The 17,248-nt window shown below is 31.6% G+C and carries 15 protein-coding genes and 1 pseudogene; all 16 read left to right on the forward strand.

Annotation, left to right across the window (positions count from 1 at the left end):
• Positions 1–245: 245 nt before the first annotated feature.
• A pseudogene (locus BHF71_RS06970) lies at positions 246–1,121 on the forward strand (iron-containing alcohol dehydrogenase); the annotation flags it as partial.
• Between the two features lie 283 nt (positions 1,122–1,404).
• Positions 1,405–2,418 carry a substrate-binding domain-containing protein gene (locus tag BHF71_RS06975; protein WP_069656952.1) on the forward strand — a complete coding sequence of 338 codons (1,014 nt, stop codon included), beginning with the start codon at positions 1,405–1,407 and terminating at the stop codon, positions 2,416–2,418.
• A 204-nt stretch (positions 2,419–2,622) separates the two neighbouring features.
• Positions 2,623–3,885, forward strand: a complete 1,263-nt coding sequence (locus tag BHF71_RS06980) for an ABC transporter substrate-binding protein (protein ID WP_069656953.1) — start codon at positions 2,623–2,625, stop codon at positions 3,883–3,885.
• A 96-nt stretch (positions 3,886–3,981) separates the two neighbouring features.
• A complete protein-coding gene (locus BHF71_RS06985) occupies positions 3,982–4,872 on the forward strand; it encodes a carbohydrate ABC transporter permease (RefSeq protein WP_245683837.1) in 891 nt (296 codons plus the stop codon).
• An 11-nt stretch (positions 4,873–4,883) separates the two neighbouring features.
• Entirely contained in the window at positions 4,884–5,774 is an 891-nt protein-coding gene (locus tag BHF71_RS06990; RefSeq protein ID WP_084024363.1) for a carbohydrate ABC transporter permease, read from the forward strand.
• Positions 5,775–5,794: 20 nt separating this feature from the next.
• The gene (locus BHF71_RS06995) at positions 5,795–7,408 is read left to right on the forward strand and encodes an alpha-glucosidase (RefSeq protein WP_069656955.1); all 1,614 of its coding nucleotides are present in this window, start codon (positions 5,795–5,797) and stop codon (positions 7,406–7,408) included.
• 3 nt (positions 7,409–7,411) lie between these two features.
• A complete protein-coding gene (locus BHF71_RS07000) occupies positions 7,412–8,488 on the forward strand; it encodes a glycoside hydrolase family 130 protein (RefSeq protein ID WP_069656956.1) in 1,077 nt (358 codons plus the stop codon).
• A 78-nt stretch (positions 8,489–8,566) separates the two neighbouring features.
• Entirely contained in the window at positions 8,567–9,493 is a 927-nt protein-coding gene (locus BHF71_RS07005; RefSeq protein WP_069656957.1) for an MTP-1 family protein, read from the forward strand.
• Positions 9,494–9,512: 19 nt separating this feature from the next.
• Positions 9,513–10,205 carry a DUF1189 family protein gene (locus BHF71_RS07010; RefSeq protein ID WP_069656958.1) on the forward strand — a complete coding sequence of 231 codons (693 nt, stop codon included), beginning with the start codon at positions 9,513–9,515 and terminating at the stop codon, positions 10,203–10,205.
• A 60-nt stretch (positions 10,206–10,265) separates the two neighbouring features.
• Positions 10,266–11,162 (forward strand): ROK family protein, encoded by an 897-nt coding sequence (locus BHF71_RS07015; protein WP_069656959.1) that lies wholly within the window; start codon positions 10,266–10,268, stop codon positions 11,160–11,162.
• 23 nt (positions 11,163–11,185) lie between these two features.
• The gene (locus tag BHF71_RS07020) at positions 11,186–11,533 is read left to right on the forward strand and encodes a Lin0368 family putative glycerol transporter subunit (protein ID WP_069656960.1); all 348 of its coding nucleotides are present in this window, start codon (positions 11,186–11,188) and stop codon (positions 11,531–11,533) included.
• Between the two features lie 43 nt (positions 11,534–11,576).
• Positions 11,577–11,909, forward strand: a complete 333-nt coding sequence (locus BHF71_RS07025; RefSeq protein WP_069656961.1) for a Lin0368 family putative glycerol transporter subunit — start codon at positions 11,577–11,579, stop codon at positions 11,907–11,909.
• A 273-nt stretch (positions 11,910–12,182) separates the two neighbouring features.
• A complete protein-coding gene (gene ric, locus BHF71_RS07030) occupies positions 12,183–12,887 on the forward strand; it encodes an iron-sulfur cluster repair di-iron protein (RefSeq protein ID WP_069656962.1) in 705 nt (234 codons plus the stop codon).
• A 199-nt stretch (positions 12,888–13,086) separates the two neighbouring features.
• A complete protein-coding gene (locus BHF71_RS12590; RefSeq protein ID WP_069656963.1) occupies positions 13,087–14,283 on the forward strand; it encodes an N-acetylmuramoyl-L-alanine amidase in 1,197 nt (398 codons plus the stop codon).
• Positions 14,284–14,578: 295 nt separating this feature from the next.
• Complete coding sequence (gene xerA / locus BHF71_RS07040) at positions 14,579–15,679, forward strand: site-specific tyrosine recombinase/integron integrase (protein WP_069656964.1); 1,101 nt, start codon at positions 14,579–14,581, stop codon at positions 15,677–15,679.
• A gap of 181 nt (positions 15,680–15,860) precedes the next feature.
• On the forward strand, positions 15,861–16,631 hold the full coding sequence (locus BHF71_RS07045) for a transglutaminase-like domain-containing protein (protein WP_069656965.1): 771 nt from the start codon (positions 15,861–15,863) through the stop codon (positions 16,629–16,631).
• The last annotated feature ends 617 nt before the right edge of the window (positions 16,632–17,248 follow it).

The raw sequence follows: 17,248 nt of genomic DNA on the forward strand, positions 1-17,248 counted from the left end.
GAAGAGAATTCTTACCAAGCAATGCCCCCATCAAATAAACAATGATTTTATTTTGAACCTCAATGTATAGTAGCAACAAAGAAATAACTTTAGACATCAAGTTTGCCGCCTCCTTTGTTTGAGTAATTTTTTGAATGGTCAACTAAAAATTACCCTTAAATTGAGGGGGTGGCAATACCTTAATATAAATTTTTCAATAACAACAAGGTTTTTGACACAATAATCTATAAAACTTTTGACAATACGTTTCATTTGGTGGAGGTTCCCCGCATGATTGTGCAAAGGGAATCGCATTAGTAGCTACAAATGGTGGAAGTATCAAAGATTATGAAGGAATCAATAAGTCTTCAGAGCCGCAACTTCCTTTAATTGCAGTAAACACTACAGCTGGAACTGCTAGTGAAATGACAATCTTTTGCATTATAACAGATGAAGAAAGACATATTAAAATGGCTATCGTCGATAAACATGTTACACCAAAGATTGCTGTAAATGATCCAAAGCTTATGGTTGATATGCCTAAATCTTTAACTGCCGCAACGGGAATGGACGCACTTACGCATGCGGTTGAAGCATATGTTTCAACGATTGCAACTCCAGTCACAGATGCCTGCGCGCTACAAGCAATCAAATTAATTTCAGCTAATTTAAGGAAAGCTGTCGAAGATGGTAAAGATGAAAAGGCTAGAGATAATATGGCATATGCTGAGTTTTTAGCAGGTATGGCCTTTAATAATGCTAGTCTTGGATACGTTCATGCTATGGCTCACCAATTAGGAGGATTTTATGACTTACCGCATGGCGTTTGTAATGCAGTATTACTACCTCATGTCCAAACATATAATATGCAAGTAGTACCTGAAAGACTTGCTGACATTGCGGTTTCCATGGGTGAAAATATTGAAGGGTTAAGTGTGGAAGAGGCTGCTAAAAAAGCTATTGAAGCAATTAAAAAGCTTTCTAGAGATGTTAATATTCCATCTGGTCTTAGTGAACTAGGGGTCAAAGAAGAAGATGTTGAGACCCTTGCTAAAAACGCATTATTAGATGCATGTGCTTTGACCAATCCTAAACAAGGTACTCTTGAAGATGTAATGCAAATATTTAAAAATGCATTTTAGTGTTAAAAGCAGAATGTTTTTAAGCGCCGTTTTTAAAACGGCGTTTTAGATTGAAGACTAACCTCATGCTAGATTATCTAGTGTGGGGTTATTTTTGTTTAATCTAAATTTATTGATATGGAATACTTGCAAATAAAAAAAACTCTTGACACTAGATAACATAAAGTTAAAATAAAATTAACCGATAACCTAACAAATATAGGTGGCTAAAGTGAAATTAAATTGGTTTATTTATGAGGGGAATATCCGATCTAGGTTTAGCATGTGGAGGTGATTTATATTTATGAAGAAAAGAATAACGATGCAAGATGTTGCCGATAAGCTCGGAGTAACAAAGGTAACAGTATCAAAAGCTCTCTCGGGTAAAGAGGGGGTTAGTGAAGAATTAAGAAAAAATATCATAGCAACAGCCAATGAAATGGGGTATATCTATAATTCTAGTGCAAAAGCGCTAAAAACTAATAAAACTGGAAATATAGGAATTATTGTTCCAGAAGTGTTTATGGAAGAGGATGAGTATTTCTATACACGTATCTACAAAAATATATATAAAGAAGTAAGTGAAAAGAATTATAACCTAATTCTTACGATTATAACAAAAAAGGAAGAAGAAGAAGTTCGCTTACCACTTATGTGCAAAGAGAATAAAGTCGATGGAATTCTAATTATTGGACAGATTTCAATTGAATATATTCAAAAATTAAAAGAGCTTTCATTACCTATTGTTCTAGTAGATTTTTATTATAAAGAGTTGGAATTAGATTGTATATTAACTGATAATTATTATGCTACTTATAATGCAACTAATTATTTAATTGAATCCGGTCATAGAGAAATTGGTTTTTGTGGAAATATTAAATTAACTAGCAGTATTCAAGATAGATATTTAGGTTACTATAAAGCATTATTAGAACATCAAATACCAATTAATGAAAATTATATTATAAAAGATCGAAATGATAATGGTGAGTTCATTGATCTACAACTGCCAGAAAAGCTACCAACTGCATTCATATGTAACTGTGATAAGGCAGCTTACGAATTAACAAAAAAGTTACAATCAGAAGGTTATAGAGTTCCTGAAGATTGTTCAATAATAGGATTTGATGACGTTAGACACAGTATTATTTCTACTCCAAAATTATCTACTATAAGAGTTAAAACAGAAGATATAGCCAAATATGCTATTAAGAGAATAGAGACAAGAATTCAAAACCCTGATGCAAAAGTTAGGAGAATAGTAATCGATACTGAAATTATTAATAGAGAGTCGGTTAAGGTTCTTAATAATAGTTAAATAATAAGTATTAGAGACTAAGTTCTATTTAAAGAAATACTATTTAGAATTTAGTCTCTATTTTTTTAGAAATGTGTCCAATATGTAAATAATAGATTAAAAAAATTGATAAATTTTATTAATTAACATTGACAGGGTAGCAAACCAAAAGTACAATAAAAATAAAGCAACCGATAACTTAACAAAACAGGGAGGAAGTAAACAATGAAGAAAGCGATTTCATTTATAGCGTTACTTTTAGTTATGACTTTGGTATTTACCGGTTGTAGTTCTAACGATTCTCAGGTAAATACTGATAATGAAGAAAGTAAAAAAGTGCGTGTTGAATTTGCCACTTGGGCTGGAGGAGGAGAATTACAGGAACTTCAAGAAATTGTTGACGCATTAAATGCTGAATCTAATGAATATGAAATAGAAGTTATTAGTATTCCAGCAGATTATTACACTAAACTTCAGACTATGATAGCTGGTAACGATGCTCCAGATTTAATGTGGTTATCTCAAGAATACATTCCAGCTTATGCTGAATTAGGTGCTATTGAAGATATTACAACATATGCAAAAAACGACTCTAGTATTGATTTAAATGATTTTTATGTTCCTACTTTAGCAACTGCTAAATGGAAAGATAAGTTATACGGTTTTCCTTGGATTGCCCAACCTGTAATCATGTACTACAATAAAGATTTGTTTGATGAGGCAGGATTAGATTATCCGGAAGATATTACTTGGGATGAATTTATTGAAATGGGGAAAAAATTAACAAAAGATACTGATGGCGATGGTAAAATAGACCAATATGGTTTTATTGTAAATGGTTGGCCACCAATTCACACATGGTTATGGACATATGGTGGTGGAGATGTTGATGAAAATGGAAACGTTATAATTGATACTCCAGAATCTAAAAAAGCTTTAGAGGTATTGTATGATATTTTACATGTCTCCAAAATCACACCAAGTAAGACTCAAATAGAGGCACAAGGTTTTGGTGAGCAATTTAAAGCAGGAAAAATTGCTACGTTCATGGGTGGAGCTGGAGATGACTTTGAAAAAACAGTAGACTTCAATGTTGGAACAACGGTTATTCCATATGGTACTGAGCGTGCTACTTTTAACTGGATTGCATCAACAGTTATGTCATCACAAGCTGAAAATAAAGAAGTTGTTTACAAAGCATTATCTGATTTAACTAACAAATTCTTTGATTGGAAAGTAGTTCCTCCAGTTAAATCTAAGTTTGGTAAAATTACCGAAAATCGACCTGATAAGGAATCAGCACTCCCAGCTATTAAAGCATCAATGGAATTTGCTCGTGGATTTAATAATATGCCAAAGCAAAATGAAATCGCTGGAAAGGTTTGGGATAATCTGTATGATCCACTTTTAAGAAATGATGATAATTTTGATTTAGATACAGCTATTGAAGAGACTGCAAAAGCTTTACGAGAATTATTAGCTAAATAAAATTTTTTACTCTTTTAGAAGTTCTAGGGAGAAGTGATTTTTCTCTAGAACTTTCTTTATCAAATGGGAAAGCACAGAATTAAGAGGTGGATTACCGTGAATAAACAACAACTTAGAAAAATTTACAAAAAATACGAGGGATATTTATTTATTATGCCTTGGATTTTAGGAATTCTTATTTTCTTTTTATGGCCTGTAGGGTATGCGGTTTATATAAGTTTTACTAAGTGGCCGATACTGGGAAGTCCAAAATGGGTTGGATTGGACAATTATATAACGATATTTAATGATGAACAGTTTTATAATTCTCTGTCGGTGACTTTCAAATTTGCATTGTTTGCGATACCGCTAGGGATATTAACTTCATTCACAATAGCATTTATACTCAATTCTAATATAAGGGGATTGAGTTTTTACAGAACTATTTATTATTTGCCGGCAGTAGTGTCGGGTGTTGCAGTTGCATTATTGTGGCGATGGGTTTTAGATCCGGAATTTGGATTAATCAATTCATTGCTTGCAATGATAGGGATTCAAGGGCCGGGTTGGCTTTCAGACCCAGATTGGGTGATTCCTTCTTATATCCTCGTTTCAATTTGGGGAGCTGGAGGAGGAATGATTACTTACTTAGTAGGTTTAAAAGACGTTCCAAAAAATCTGTACGAATCAGCAGAGATAGATGGTGCTGGGTTTTTTGCTAAACTTTTCAAGATAACTATACCGATGATGACTCCGATCCTTTTTTATAATTTAATAATGGGAATAATTGGTTCATTTAGGAAATTCACAGATGCTTACATTTTAGGAGGAGCAGGTAATCAAGGTAAGTTTTATTTAGTTTATCTATATGAAAATGCGTTTAAGTATTTCAAAATGGGATATGCAACAGCGTTGGCATGGATATTATTCATAATAATTTTAATTTTAACATTATTAGTATTTAAAACCTCATCATTCTGGGTGTATTATGAGTCGGGAGAAGAATAGGGGTGTTGTAGATGAACGAAGTAATAAACGTAGAAGAAGATAAGTTAATGGCGATAAAGAGTAAAGCAAAATTTAAAAGAAAAGAAAAATACAAGAAATTATTGATCCATTTACTTTTAATCCTTGGTGGAGTTTCAATGATGTTTCCATTTTTTTGGATGGTTTCAACTTCGCTAAAAGAAAATGCTTTAATTTTTCAACTTCCACCTAAATGGATACCAGATCCTATTGCATGGCACAATTATCCTGATGCAATGGAAACTATTCCTTTTATAAGGTATTTTTGGAATACGACAGTTATTACTGTTTTGAAAGGGATAGGTGAGGTTTTTGTATCTGCTTTAGTAGCATATGGATTTGCAAGGTTTAGATTTCCGGGAAGGAAATTTCTATTTTTGTTTTTATTATCTACGATTATGATTCCAGGTGAAATTACACTTATACCGGTATTTATTATGTGGAGAAATGTTAATTTGATTGACACATATGTGCCGTTAATCCTTCCTGCTTTTGCAGGTTCTGCAGTATTTATCTTCTTCTTAAAACAATATTTTTCGACTATACCGAAGGAATTAGAAGAATCTGCTAGAATTGATGGCTGTAATTCATTTCAGATTTTTTATAAGATTTTCTTGCCTATTTCTAAACCAGCATTAATAACGATTGGTATTTGGTCTTTTCAGGGTAGTTGGAATGATTTAATGGGTCCATTGATTTACTTAAATAGTTATGAAAAATTTACATTGCAACTTGGATTATCGATGTTTCAAAGTTTACACAAAGTAGAATGGGGACAATTAATGGCAGCATCGTTAATGACTATGATTCCAGTATTAATTATTTTCTTTGTTGGTCAAAAATACTTTACTGAAGGGATAAAACTGACAGGTATTAAAGGTTAATTATAAAGAGGGATAGTTCGATGGATAAATGGTGGAAAGAAGCAGTTTTTTATGAGATATATATGCCAAGTTTTTGTGATGGAAATGGCGATGGTATCGGAGATTTTTTAGGAATTATCTCCAAGTTAGATTATCTTAAAGATTTAGGAGTAAATGGAATTTGGCTTACTCCATTTTATAAGTCTCCTAAAGTGGATAATGGTTATGATATAGAAGATTATTATGAAATTGATCCAGACCACGGAACAATGGAGGATTTTACGAATTTTATTGAAGAAGCTCATAAAAGGAATATTAAAGTTATAGCTGATTTGGTATTGAACCATACTTCAAATAGGCATAAATGGTTTCTAGAATCCAAATCTTCAATAGATAATAGTAAACGGGATTGGTATATATGGAAAGACAATCCTAATAATTGGGAATCTTTCTTTTCCGGATCTGCATGGGAATATGATGAGACAACTAATCAATACTATTACCATGCCTTTGCTAAAGAGCAAGTTGATTTGAATTGGAGTAATAATGAAGTTAAAGAAGCGATGTTTGATGTTATTAAGTTTTGGCTAGATAAAGGTATTGATGGGTTCAGGTTAGATGTGATTAATTTTTTAACTGTCAAAGATCATTTACAAGATAATCCATATGATGAAAATGGTGAACAACTTCATTTATACGATAAAGACCAAGATGGAATATTGGAAATTATAGAGGAACTAAAAAAATTAACGGAAGAGTATGATGATAAATTTTTAGTAGGTGAAGTAGGCTCTGAAGATTTAGATGTAATAAAGAAATATATAGGAAAAAAAAGATTAGATGCTGCATTTAATTTTAATTTAGGCAGTATCGAACAATTTGATGTTGATAAAATTTTTGAAGAAATTAGGACAATGGAAAAAAAGTTTGATATAGAACAGTTACCTACATTGTTTTTTAGTAGTCACGATATGTCTAGACATATTTCAAGGTTTGGTGATAAGGGAATAGAAGAAGATAGAGCTAAAAATATTGCTACTCTTATTTTAACTGCTAAAGGTATCCCTTTCATCTATAATGGCGAAGAAATTGGTATGAGGGATTATATTGCAAATAGCATTCATGAGATGAAAGATATTCAGGGGATATTAGCTTATAGCAAGGCTATTGATGAAAGTAAAAATAAAAATGAAGCTTTAAAAATCGCAAATAGCAAATGTCGAGATAAATCTCGTTCACCAATTCAATGGGATAATACTGAATATGCAGGTTTTTCAAGTACAAAGCCTTGGATAAATATAAATAAAAATAAGGAAGAAATAAATGTAAAAAATCAATTATCCGATCCAAATTCTATTCTCAATCATTATAAAAATCTTATCAAATTAAGAAGTAAGTATAATTCATTAAATAAGGGTGTATATGAGGAATTAAATAAAAATAATAACCTAATCTACTATCTAAAAAAATATAATGAGGAGAAATCATTAATATTAATCAATTTTGATAGAAGCAAGGTCAAGTTCGATTTAAAAAAATATAAAGATTTCAACTTCATCTATTCAAACAAAAGAAATAATATTGATTTCTCCCGTGAAATGATAGAGATATTACCAAACGAATCAATCATCATGATAAAAAGTGAGGAGAATTAGATAATGAAAGCAACAAGAAATTTCAAAAATCCATTAATTACTCCAGCTGATGTAAAGCCATCAAGAGAAGATTTTAAAGTTGATTGTACATTTAATGCTGGAATAACTAGATATAAAGATGAAATAATAATGTTAATTCGTGTAGCTGAAAGTGTGATCTCAGATGACGAAAACATTATAAAAATACCTTTGCTAGAAAAAAAAGATGGGAAATATCATCTAGTAATAAAAACTTTTGATAAAATAAAAGACGCAGAAAAGTATGATTTTTCCGATTCCAGAACTATTTTTGCTAAAACAAATAATGGAGAAAAGGTTGTAAAATATTTAACTTCTCTATCACATTTTAGGATAGCTAGAAGTAAAGATGGTGTAAATTTTGAAGTTGCTGAGAAGCCTTTTATGTTCCCAGATGGCTCTTATGAGACTTGGGGAATTGAAGATCCTCGTATTACCAAAATAGATGATACCTACTATATTAATTATACTGCGGTATCTGAAAAAGGTGCAGCTACTGCTTTAGCTAAAACAAAGGATTTCATTTCATATGAAAGGTTAGGTATAATTTTTGAACCTGAAAATAAAGATGTTTGCATCTTTCCTGAAAAGATAAATGGTTTATATTTTGCTTTACATCGCCCAGTTCCAAAAGCGATAGGAACACCAGACATGTGGACAGCTAAGTCATTTGATTTAATTCACTGGGGACAGCATCATCATTTTAGTGCTGTAACTGATGACGGATGGGAAAATGGCCGTATTGGTGGGGGAGCTGTACCTTTTAAGACTGAAAAAGGATGGATTGCAATCTATCATGCTGCAGATAAAAATAGTAGATATTGTTTAGGCGCACTTCTTCTAGATTTGGAAGATCCAAATAAAATTCTTGCAAAAACTAAAATGCCGATCTTAGAACCAGAAGCTCCTTATGAGAAAGAAGGGTTTTTCAATAATGTTGTTTTTACATGTGGTGTACTTTATGAAAATAGAGTAGTTAAAATTTATTATGGAGGAGCAGATACGGTCATGGCATTAGCTGAAATGTCTATCGAGGATTTATATAAAGCATTAGGAATATAGTAAGAGGATATAGATGGAAAAATATCTATTATTGCCTTATAAATATTTGATAAAAATATCAATGGGGAGGATTTAAAAGTGTCTATACTGACGTCGCATGAATTATTGCTGAAATTTAAAGAAGAAAGACAACCTTGGAATCCTGAAAAATTATTTTTTACGGGTGTTGGCGAAAAAGATGTTTATAATATTACAGCACCATTTGAGGATGATGGAGAATTAGTCATCGCAGGACGTGTTGAATCACGTGATAGTGAGAATTCAGAGGTTTACTTTTTTGTTGAAAGGGATGGAAAGTGGATTCCCAGAGAAAACACTAAAAAATATAAATTACAAGATCCATTTGTTACCAAAATAAATGATGAACTTGTATTTGGCGGCGTGGAAATTTTTACCCATCCAGAAAACCCGGAAAATTTATGGTGGAGAACAATTTTTTATCGCGGTAAAAATATTAATAGTTTAAAACAATTTGCTGTAGGACCAAATGGAATGAAAGATATACGATTAGTTGGTCTAGCTAACGGCGCAATTGGCGTTTTTACAAGACCTCAAGGCGAAAAAGGCGGACGGGGGAAAATAGGCTTTTTTAAAATTGATAAATTAGAAGATTTAACCATCGAAAAAATTGAATCTGCTCCATTGCTAGCAGGTCAGTTTATTGATGAGGAATGGGGCGGAGTAAATGAGGCCCATTTATTATCAAACGGACTTATTGGAGTTTTGGGTCATATAGCTAACTTTGATCAACAGCAAAATAGACATTATTATTCAATGGAATTTTGTTTAGATCCTGAAACATTAGAACATACAAAATTAAATATTATTGCAGAAAGAAATAATATGCGAGAAGGAGAGGCCAAAAGACCTGACTTAGTCGATGTTTTATTTAGTGGAGGGTTAGTAAGAAATAAAGATGGAACTGCAACTCTTTATACAGGTGTAAGTGATGTTGAGGCGCAAAGAATAACTATATGCGACCCATTTTTAAAGTATGAAAAATAAGTCTCCTAAGGTGAATCATATGAATTTTATTTTTGATAAAATAAAGAATAAAAGTGTTTTCTTAGCGATAATTTTAATTATTTCAGCAAGCTTAAATATCAGTGTGTCTTATTTTGTAAATAGTTTAGAGTATAAGGAAAACATGAAAAAATCCTACGAATTGCTTTTTGAGAGGATAGAAGAATTTAGTATTGTGGATGGTCAATTGATATATGAATATCAAGAAAAGTATTATAGTAATGGCGATTTTGCAATTTTATTTTTAACAGATAGTAAGGAGATTTATGAGAATAATTATATTTTATTTCAAAAAGAATATTTAGAAATTAAGATAAAAGGTCAATCCACAGCTATAAGTTATAGTGATATTTTCAATAATAGCGATGATATAAAAGAAAAAATATTTGTTACTTTGTTTGATATATTTAACATAATTACTTTAATGAATATGAGCTATACATTATTTTATACGCTACTAACTATTGCGATATTATCTATGATTACTTTATATTATGTTAACAGAACCCATGGTATGTTAACATATAAAAATATCTGGAATATAACATCGTTATCATTATTTATTTCATCATTTATTATTGGTGTCTTTTCGATAAATTTTAAATTTGACTTTATTTACACTTTTGTTTTTATGGTAATTTTTACATCATTAATTGTCTTTAAGGCTACAATTCTAAATTATAGAGGGAAATAAAAATCATCCGTAAGGATGATTTTGTTCTAAGTCCCTTAAATGAATTGAAGGGAGAAAAATATGGCTTCATATAACATTGGAATAGATTTAGGTGGAACTAATGTTAGGGTTGGTGTAGTAGATGAACATGGACATATTATTGAAGAAGTTAGTGATCTAACCGAGGCTAAGAAAGGACCAAAATATGTTGTTGATAAAATTACAAAAATGATAAATAGCTTAGAAAACAAAGATAAAATTAGTTCAATAGGCATTGGTGCTCCAGGCCCCCTAAATCCTAATACAGGTGTAATAATAGAACCTCCAAATCTGCTAGGTTGGAAAAATGTGCCGATAGTTGAAATGATTTATGAAAACACAGGAATTTACTGCAGGTTAGATAATGATGCTAATGTTGCCGGACTTGCCGAAGCTAAATATGGTAATGGAAAAGATTTTGATATAGTCCAATATATTACCATAAGCACAGGAATAGGCGGAGGATTAATTATTAATAAAAAAATTGTTTCCGGTTCACAAGGAGCTGCAGGTGAGATTGGGCAAATGCGTATAATTGCTAACAGCCCAAAACAATTAACATCAAGTACATTAGAAGATTTGAGTAGTGGAACAGCGATTGCTAAATTTGCAAAAGAGAGAAAAATTACAAATAAGGGTGCAAAAGAAGTCTTCGAATTAGCTGATAATGGGAATATAGATGCAAAACGATTAATTAATGAAGTGCTTGATTATTTAGCTGTGGGAATAGCTAATATTACACATACAGTTAATCCGGATATATTTATACTAGGGGGCGGAGTAACTGAATCGTTAAAAAAATATGGATATATTAATGAATTAATTGCAAAAGTAAGAGGTTATGTATATAATTCATTGGTGGACTTTGTAAATATCAAACCTGCAAAGTTAGGGACTAAAGCTGGAATAATAGGAGCAGCAAATTTAGTAAAATTTTAATTCGTACTAAACGGGGTGAAGAAATGAAGCACTTAGGAACTATTTTAGGAGCTGCAATTGCGGGAATTTTTGTATTTGGTGTTTGGGGTGAATTTGTATCTGCTTATGGTATCGCCGGTGGATGGTTCGCTGGATTAATTATCATCGGTACCATGTGGTACTTAAATCACTATGTAGGTATCCTCAACAATGATGGAGCATGGGTAGACATGGCTGTAGGTATTGGTGTTGCCGGAACTATGATGGGTGTGTTTAATGAGGGGATTTCCGCTAGTATTGCATCCATACCAACTTTAGCGGTTGTTATTCTTGGAGGAGCAGTAGGAGGATTCACAGCCTATAAATTAGAGCAACATTTAGCAACTAAATAAATGAAAATCACATAATTATTGCATATGAGAGGAAGGTAATTTGATGACATTCCAAACTTTTGTTACCACCTTTGCTGGAGCATTCATTTTTCCTTTTTTAATTAGATTATTATGGGGAAAAATGGTGGAAAACTGGGGGGCTATCGGTGGTTGGATGGCAGCTGGTTTTATTGTTGGTACATCTTGGACGCTAAATCACGGTGTAGGATTTATATATCAAACTGGACCAGTTTGGGTTGATATGGCATGGGCTGCTGGAGCTGGACTATTTGTAGCGTCTTTAGCTTCTGGAGATAGTGCTAAAAAAGGATTTAAAAACTTATCATTTGCTATTATTGGTGGAATAATAGGTGGATTTATACTATCTAGTTTATAATTTAACTGAATCACTAAGGAAATAGTGTAGAAAATTTAATTTGTAAAAATAGCTTATGCTACACTATCTTGCTATTATAAGCGCCGTTTTTATAACGGCGTTTTTGATTATCAAGGAGTTTTCGAAATTTTTCTTTGATATTAGGAATAATATTTATTAATAGATTAGTTAATATTAAAAATAATTGGAAAATCATTACTGTGATATTTATTACAGACCAAAGAGGGTAAAATAAGATATTTTTAAGAAAATAATGTTAACGGAGGTTTTATAATGGAAAGACAATTTATCGTTACAGATAAAATTGGTGATATTGTAGCAAGGTTTCCACAGGCTGCAGAGTTGTTTAAAGAATTACAAATAGACTTTTGTTGTGGTGGTGATCGACCATTAATAGAAGCTATCAGAGAGAAGAATTTAGATGAAGATGAAGTGATTAATCAACTAAATGAAATGTATACTAGCACACAAGATACTGGCAAGCAATGGGATAAGGCCAGTTTAAGTTCCCTGATCGAGCATATTATTAATAAACATCATGCATTTTTACAAACAGAATTACCAGTATTAAGTGAACTTGTTACTAAGATTTTGCGAGTTCATGGTTCTAACCATCAAGATTTAGTGAAAGTGCACAGGTTATTTCATACATTGAAGATGGATTTAGAACAACATTTGATAAAAGAAGAACAAATAATTTTCCCATTAATTAAAGCTTATGAACAGTCTCCATCAGTTACAGCATTAAATGAGATTAGAGAAAAAATAGAAGAACTAGAAAGTGAACATGTTAATGCTGGAGATATTCTCAAACAATTAAGAAAGATAACAAATGATTATGAGATACCAGCTGACGCTTGTAAAACATTTACGAAAGCATATCTAAAGTTAGCAGAATTAGAATCCGATTTGTTTGATCATATTCATTTAGAAAATAATCTGCTTTTCCCACGGTTAGAACAGTCCATTGTTGATTAAAAACAATGGACTTAATTTTATCCATTTTTTAATACACCAATTAATAGGTGTTTTTTTTATTTCAGCTAAATTAGGTGAATTGGGTGGGACAAAGAACTGAACTTTAGGCATAATGATTGAATAAACTAGAAGATGAAGTAGAAAAAAGAATTAGCATGATAAGTGTTGATAAACATTTCTGAGAAAGGAGAAGGAAGTTTTGATTAAAATTATTAAAAAATTTATCCCTAAAGGAAAAATCAATCGCCCCGGGATAAAAATGAATCCCAAATATATAACGATACACAATACTGCAAATACAAATAAAGGTGCTAATGCTTTAGCCCATGCAAAATATTTGATTAATGTTAACAAAGAAATTTCATGGCATTTTACAGTTGATGACAAACAAATCGTTCAACATTTACCTACTGATGAAGTCGGTTGGCACGCAGGGGATGGTAACGGTCCAGGGAATATGACTTCGATTGGGATTGAAATAACTGAAAATAAAGATAGCAATATGGCAAAAGCTGAGGAAAATGCTAAAGAATTGATCCGATACCTTATGGCTAAGTACAATATTCCTTTGAAAAATGTAGTTACACACAAACGCTGGTCAGGAAAAAATTGTCCAAGAAAAATCCTTCCACGTTGGGAAGAATTTATAAAGTCTATTCCAATTGAAAAAGGAACTCCAATACTCGGAACAACAACTGCAACTTTACAACAGGCACAAGAATGGGCAAAAAAGAAAAAAGCACCACAAGGATTCATTGACTTAGCTTCGATCTATTGGCAATTAGCTCCAAGACGTGGTGGGGTTAATCCAGTAGTAGCTTATGCACAATTTGCACTTGAAACAGGATTTTTGTTTAGGGGCATTAAGAGTAATGCTGGAATTGATGCAAGTTATCATAATCCAAGTGGTTTAAAAACTAAGGCAGGGGGAAATGATACAAATCCTAACGCATATCAAAGATTTAACTCATGGGAAGAAGGTATTACTGCACATCTAGATCATCTGGCCTTATATGCAGGGGCTCAAGGTTATCCACGCGAAGACACCCCTGATCCAAGACATTTTCCATTTTTAAATGGTACAGCTAAAACAGTTGAACAACTTAGCGGTAAATGGTCGCCTTTAAAAGATTATGGAAATAAAATAGTCTCATTATTAAGAGAGATTGAAGCTACTCAAGTTATAGATAGCAATGAAGACATAAAAAAACTTAAAGATGAAATAACCAACCTAAACTTGAAAATTGACAATCTAAAGAAACAACTTAACTTAGTGAACGCGGAAAAAAATTCAATGAATCAGGAAATTATGAATTTAAAACAACAATTAAAAAAATATCAGGATTTTTTCAAAAAGATAAAATTGTTTCTAGAAGAGAATAATAAGGAAATTTGATAATATTGATTTCTTATAATTTTTTTTTGCTCACGAAAAGCATAGTGTATTATTGAAAAGCAATAATTAGAAAAATCTCCCTTTATAAGAGGAAATCTGGGTTAAATATCGAAATTTTAAAACGAATAACCCTTTTTTTAGATAGGCGCAACAGTGGTTATTATTGTAAAAAAATCAAGTGCATGGTATTATAGAAACAAATGTTCTATCTATTGATTTAACAATGTTATATTTTCGTAGGACTAGAAATTAAATTAACCTTGTTGTTAACTTCTATTAAAAAAGGGGTGAATAAATGTCGATTAGAATTGAAAAAAGGAATTCACAAGAATTAAATGTTATTATTCTAAATAACCAAAATTACAGAATTGCACAGAAGCTAAGAAGAATCAAGGGAAGTAGATGGTACGTTAATAAACACCATTGGAGTATTCCTTATTCTGATGAGTCCTTAAGAAAATTAATTGAATTGTTTCCTAACAAAATAATACTAGTGGATCAGTCGATAGAGATGCTATATAAACCAGAAAATAAAGATTTGCTGACAAAAATTTACTTAACTCAGATAAATGGTTTATTAAAAGAAATGAATAATCGATTGGAATTAAAAGGTTATAGTACGAAAACGAGAAAATCCTACCTTGGCCATATTACACGACTAACAATTCATTATCAAAGTCACCCCATAGAGTTATCCCAAGAAAAAATTCAAAAGTATTTACTTCATCTAATTAATGAAGAAAAAAAATCAAATTCCTATGTGAATCAAGCAATTAGTGCAATTAAATTTTTATATCAAGAAGTTTTTAATAAATCAAAACCTATTTTAAATCTACCAAGACCAAAAAAAGAACGTAAGCTGCCAGATATACTGAGTAAAGAAGAAGTTCTTCAAATCTTAAATAGTGTTAATAATGAAAAGCATAAAGCAATACTTTATTTGGTATATTCTGCAGGACTACGAGTAAGTGAGGTAGTTCGCTTAAGGATTAGTGATATTGATAGTAAGAGGATGCTAATCCATATTAGACAGGGAAAAGGAAAGAAAGATCGTTATGTAATTCTTTCTAAAGTGGCCCTTGACACTTTGCGATTGTATGCTAAAAAGTATCGACCAGAGTACTGGATATTTCCCGGTGGGAAGGAGGGTAGTCATATAACAGAAAGATCAGTGCAAAAAATATTTGAAAGAGCGCGTGAAAAGGTTGGAATTCAAAAAAAAGCATCAGTTCACACACTTCGGCATTCATTCGCAACACATCTTCTAGAAAGTGGCATAGATATAAGACATATTCAAGAATTATTAGGGCATAAGAATTTAAAAACAACAGAGATATATACCCATGTCAGTATTGAAAGTAACATTCAAAGCCCTCTTGATAAACTTTTCAAATAACCTTAACATCATCATATACCTAAAAGTACCTTACACGAACTATATTCACAAACCCAACCTTAATTAATCTTTATACGAAACATCAATTCGGTAATAAAGAAGTTAGCTGAAATTGCTGTTAGATAATCAAAGAAGCCTTATCATATTGTAGATTAATTTATCTTATTGGAGTTGTTCGTTGATGAAAGCGGAATTGAAATTTTCTAAAGAGGATATACCAGAGGCTGAAAAATTTAAATTTATTTGGAGTAATCCTAATGATACTTATTTACAAACACTACTGACAAAATGTAATTTAAATGCTCTCATTTCTACATCTAATGATAATTTTGCTAAAATACAAAAACTTACTAATTGGGTACATAATTTATGGAAACATAATGGTAACAATATTCCTCAAAATAGTGACCCAATTTCAATACTTAAAGAAGTTTCAGAAGGGAAAAGATTTCGTTGCGTTGAATACTCAATTATTCTTAGTGGATGTTTAAATGCTATAGGGATTAAATCAAGAATATTGAGTTTAAAAACAGAAGACTGTGAAACTAGAAAATATGGTGCAGGGCATGTAGTTGTAGAAGCTTATCTTAGAGATAAGGGAAAATGGATTATGATTGATGGTCAATGGGATAGTGTTCCGATGTTAAATGATACTCCACTGAATGCTGTCGAATTACAACAAGCGTTAGCTACAAGAAAAGATATAAGAATTATTAGTCTCTCAGGGAAAAAAAGAAGATATAAAAAATGGATATATCCTTACTTATATTATTTTACAATAAGCTTTGATAATAGAGTTGGAATTGAAGAAAGAAAAACTTCAAATGGATATAAACAGTTAATGTTAGTACCAATTGGTGCAAAAAAACCTATTATTTTTCAAAAAAGATTTCCTATTAAAGATGTATTTTATACACATAATCTCAATATATTTTATCAAAATCCGTATTAAATTATACTGTAAAATCAAGGAAGGCAGCAACATCAGCTAACACAATATTCACGCTGCGGGCTAACGCCCTTGGTCGCCCGAAGCAGGATTACATAGAAGAATAGGCGAAGTAGTTTGATAGCTTATACAAGCGACACATTCCCGAATTAACCGAGTCGGCATGCCCGAGTCTAAGATAAGAGCTATCTAAGACTCGGTCATACCTGTAACATTCGGGAACGTCGCGAATAATCGACCGTTATACGTAATTTTATGCATTAATAGTGAGCATCCATGTCCATAAATAAATTATAAGCGAGGTAAATATTATGAAAAAATATAAATCATATTTAATAGTTCTTAAAGCTCTCGCAATTTCTATAATAATTATCACTAGCGTTGCATTAATGTAGTCAGAATATTTCTAATAATCACTAGTTCATAAAAAAATCCTTTATAATGGAAGTACAGGTGCTCCCTGTCCAAATCCAATATAAAGGACCATGCTTATGGACAAGGATACACTATTTTCGTCATTTGGTAAATGGATAGCTCCTATCAATTCTGTAAAATTACAACAAAAAGTAGAAGAAATGAAGCAAGACAAATACGTTAAAAAATTAACAACAAGAGCTTAT

It is taken from the genome of Vulcanibacillus modesticaldus, from assembly GCF_001730235.1.
GTDB lineage: Bacteria > Bacillota > Bacilli > Tepidibacillales > Tepidibacillaceae > Vulcanibacillus > Vulcanibacillus modesticaldus.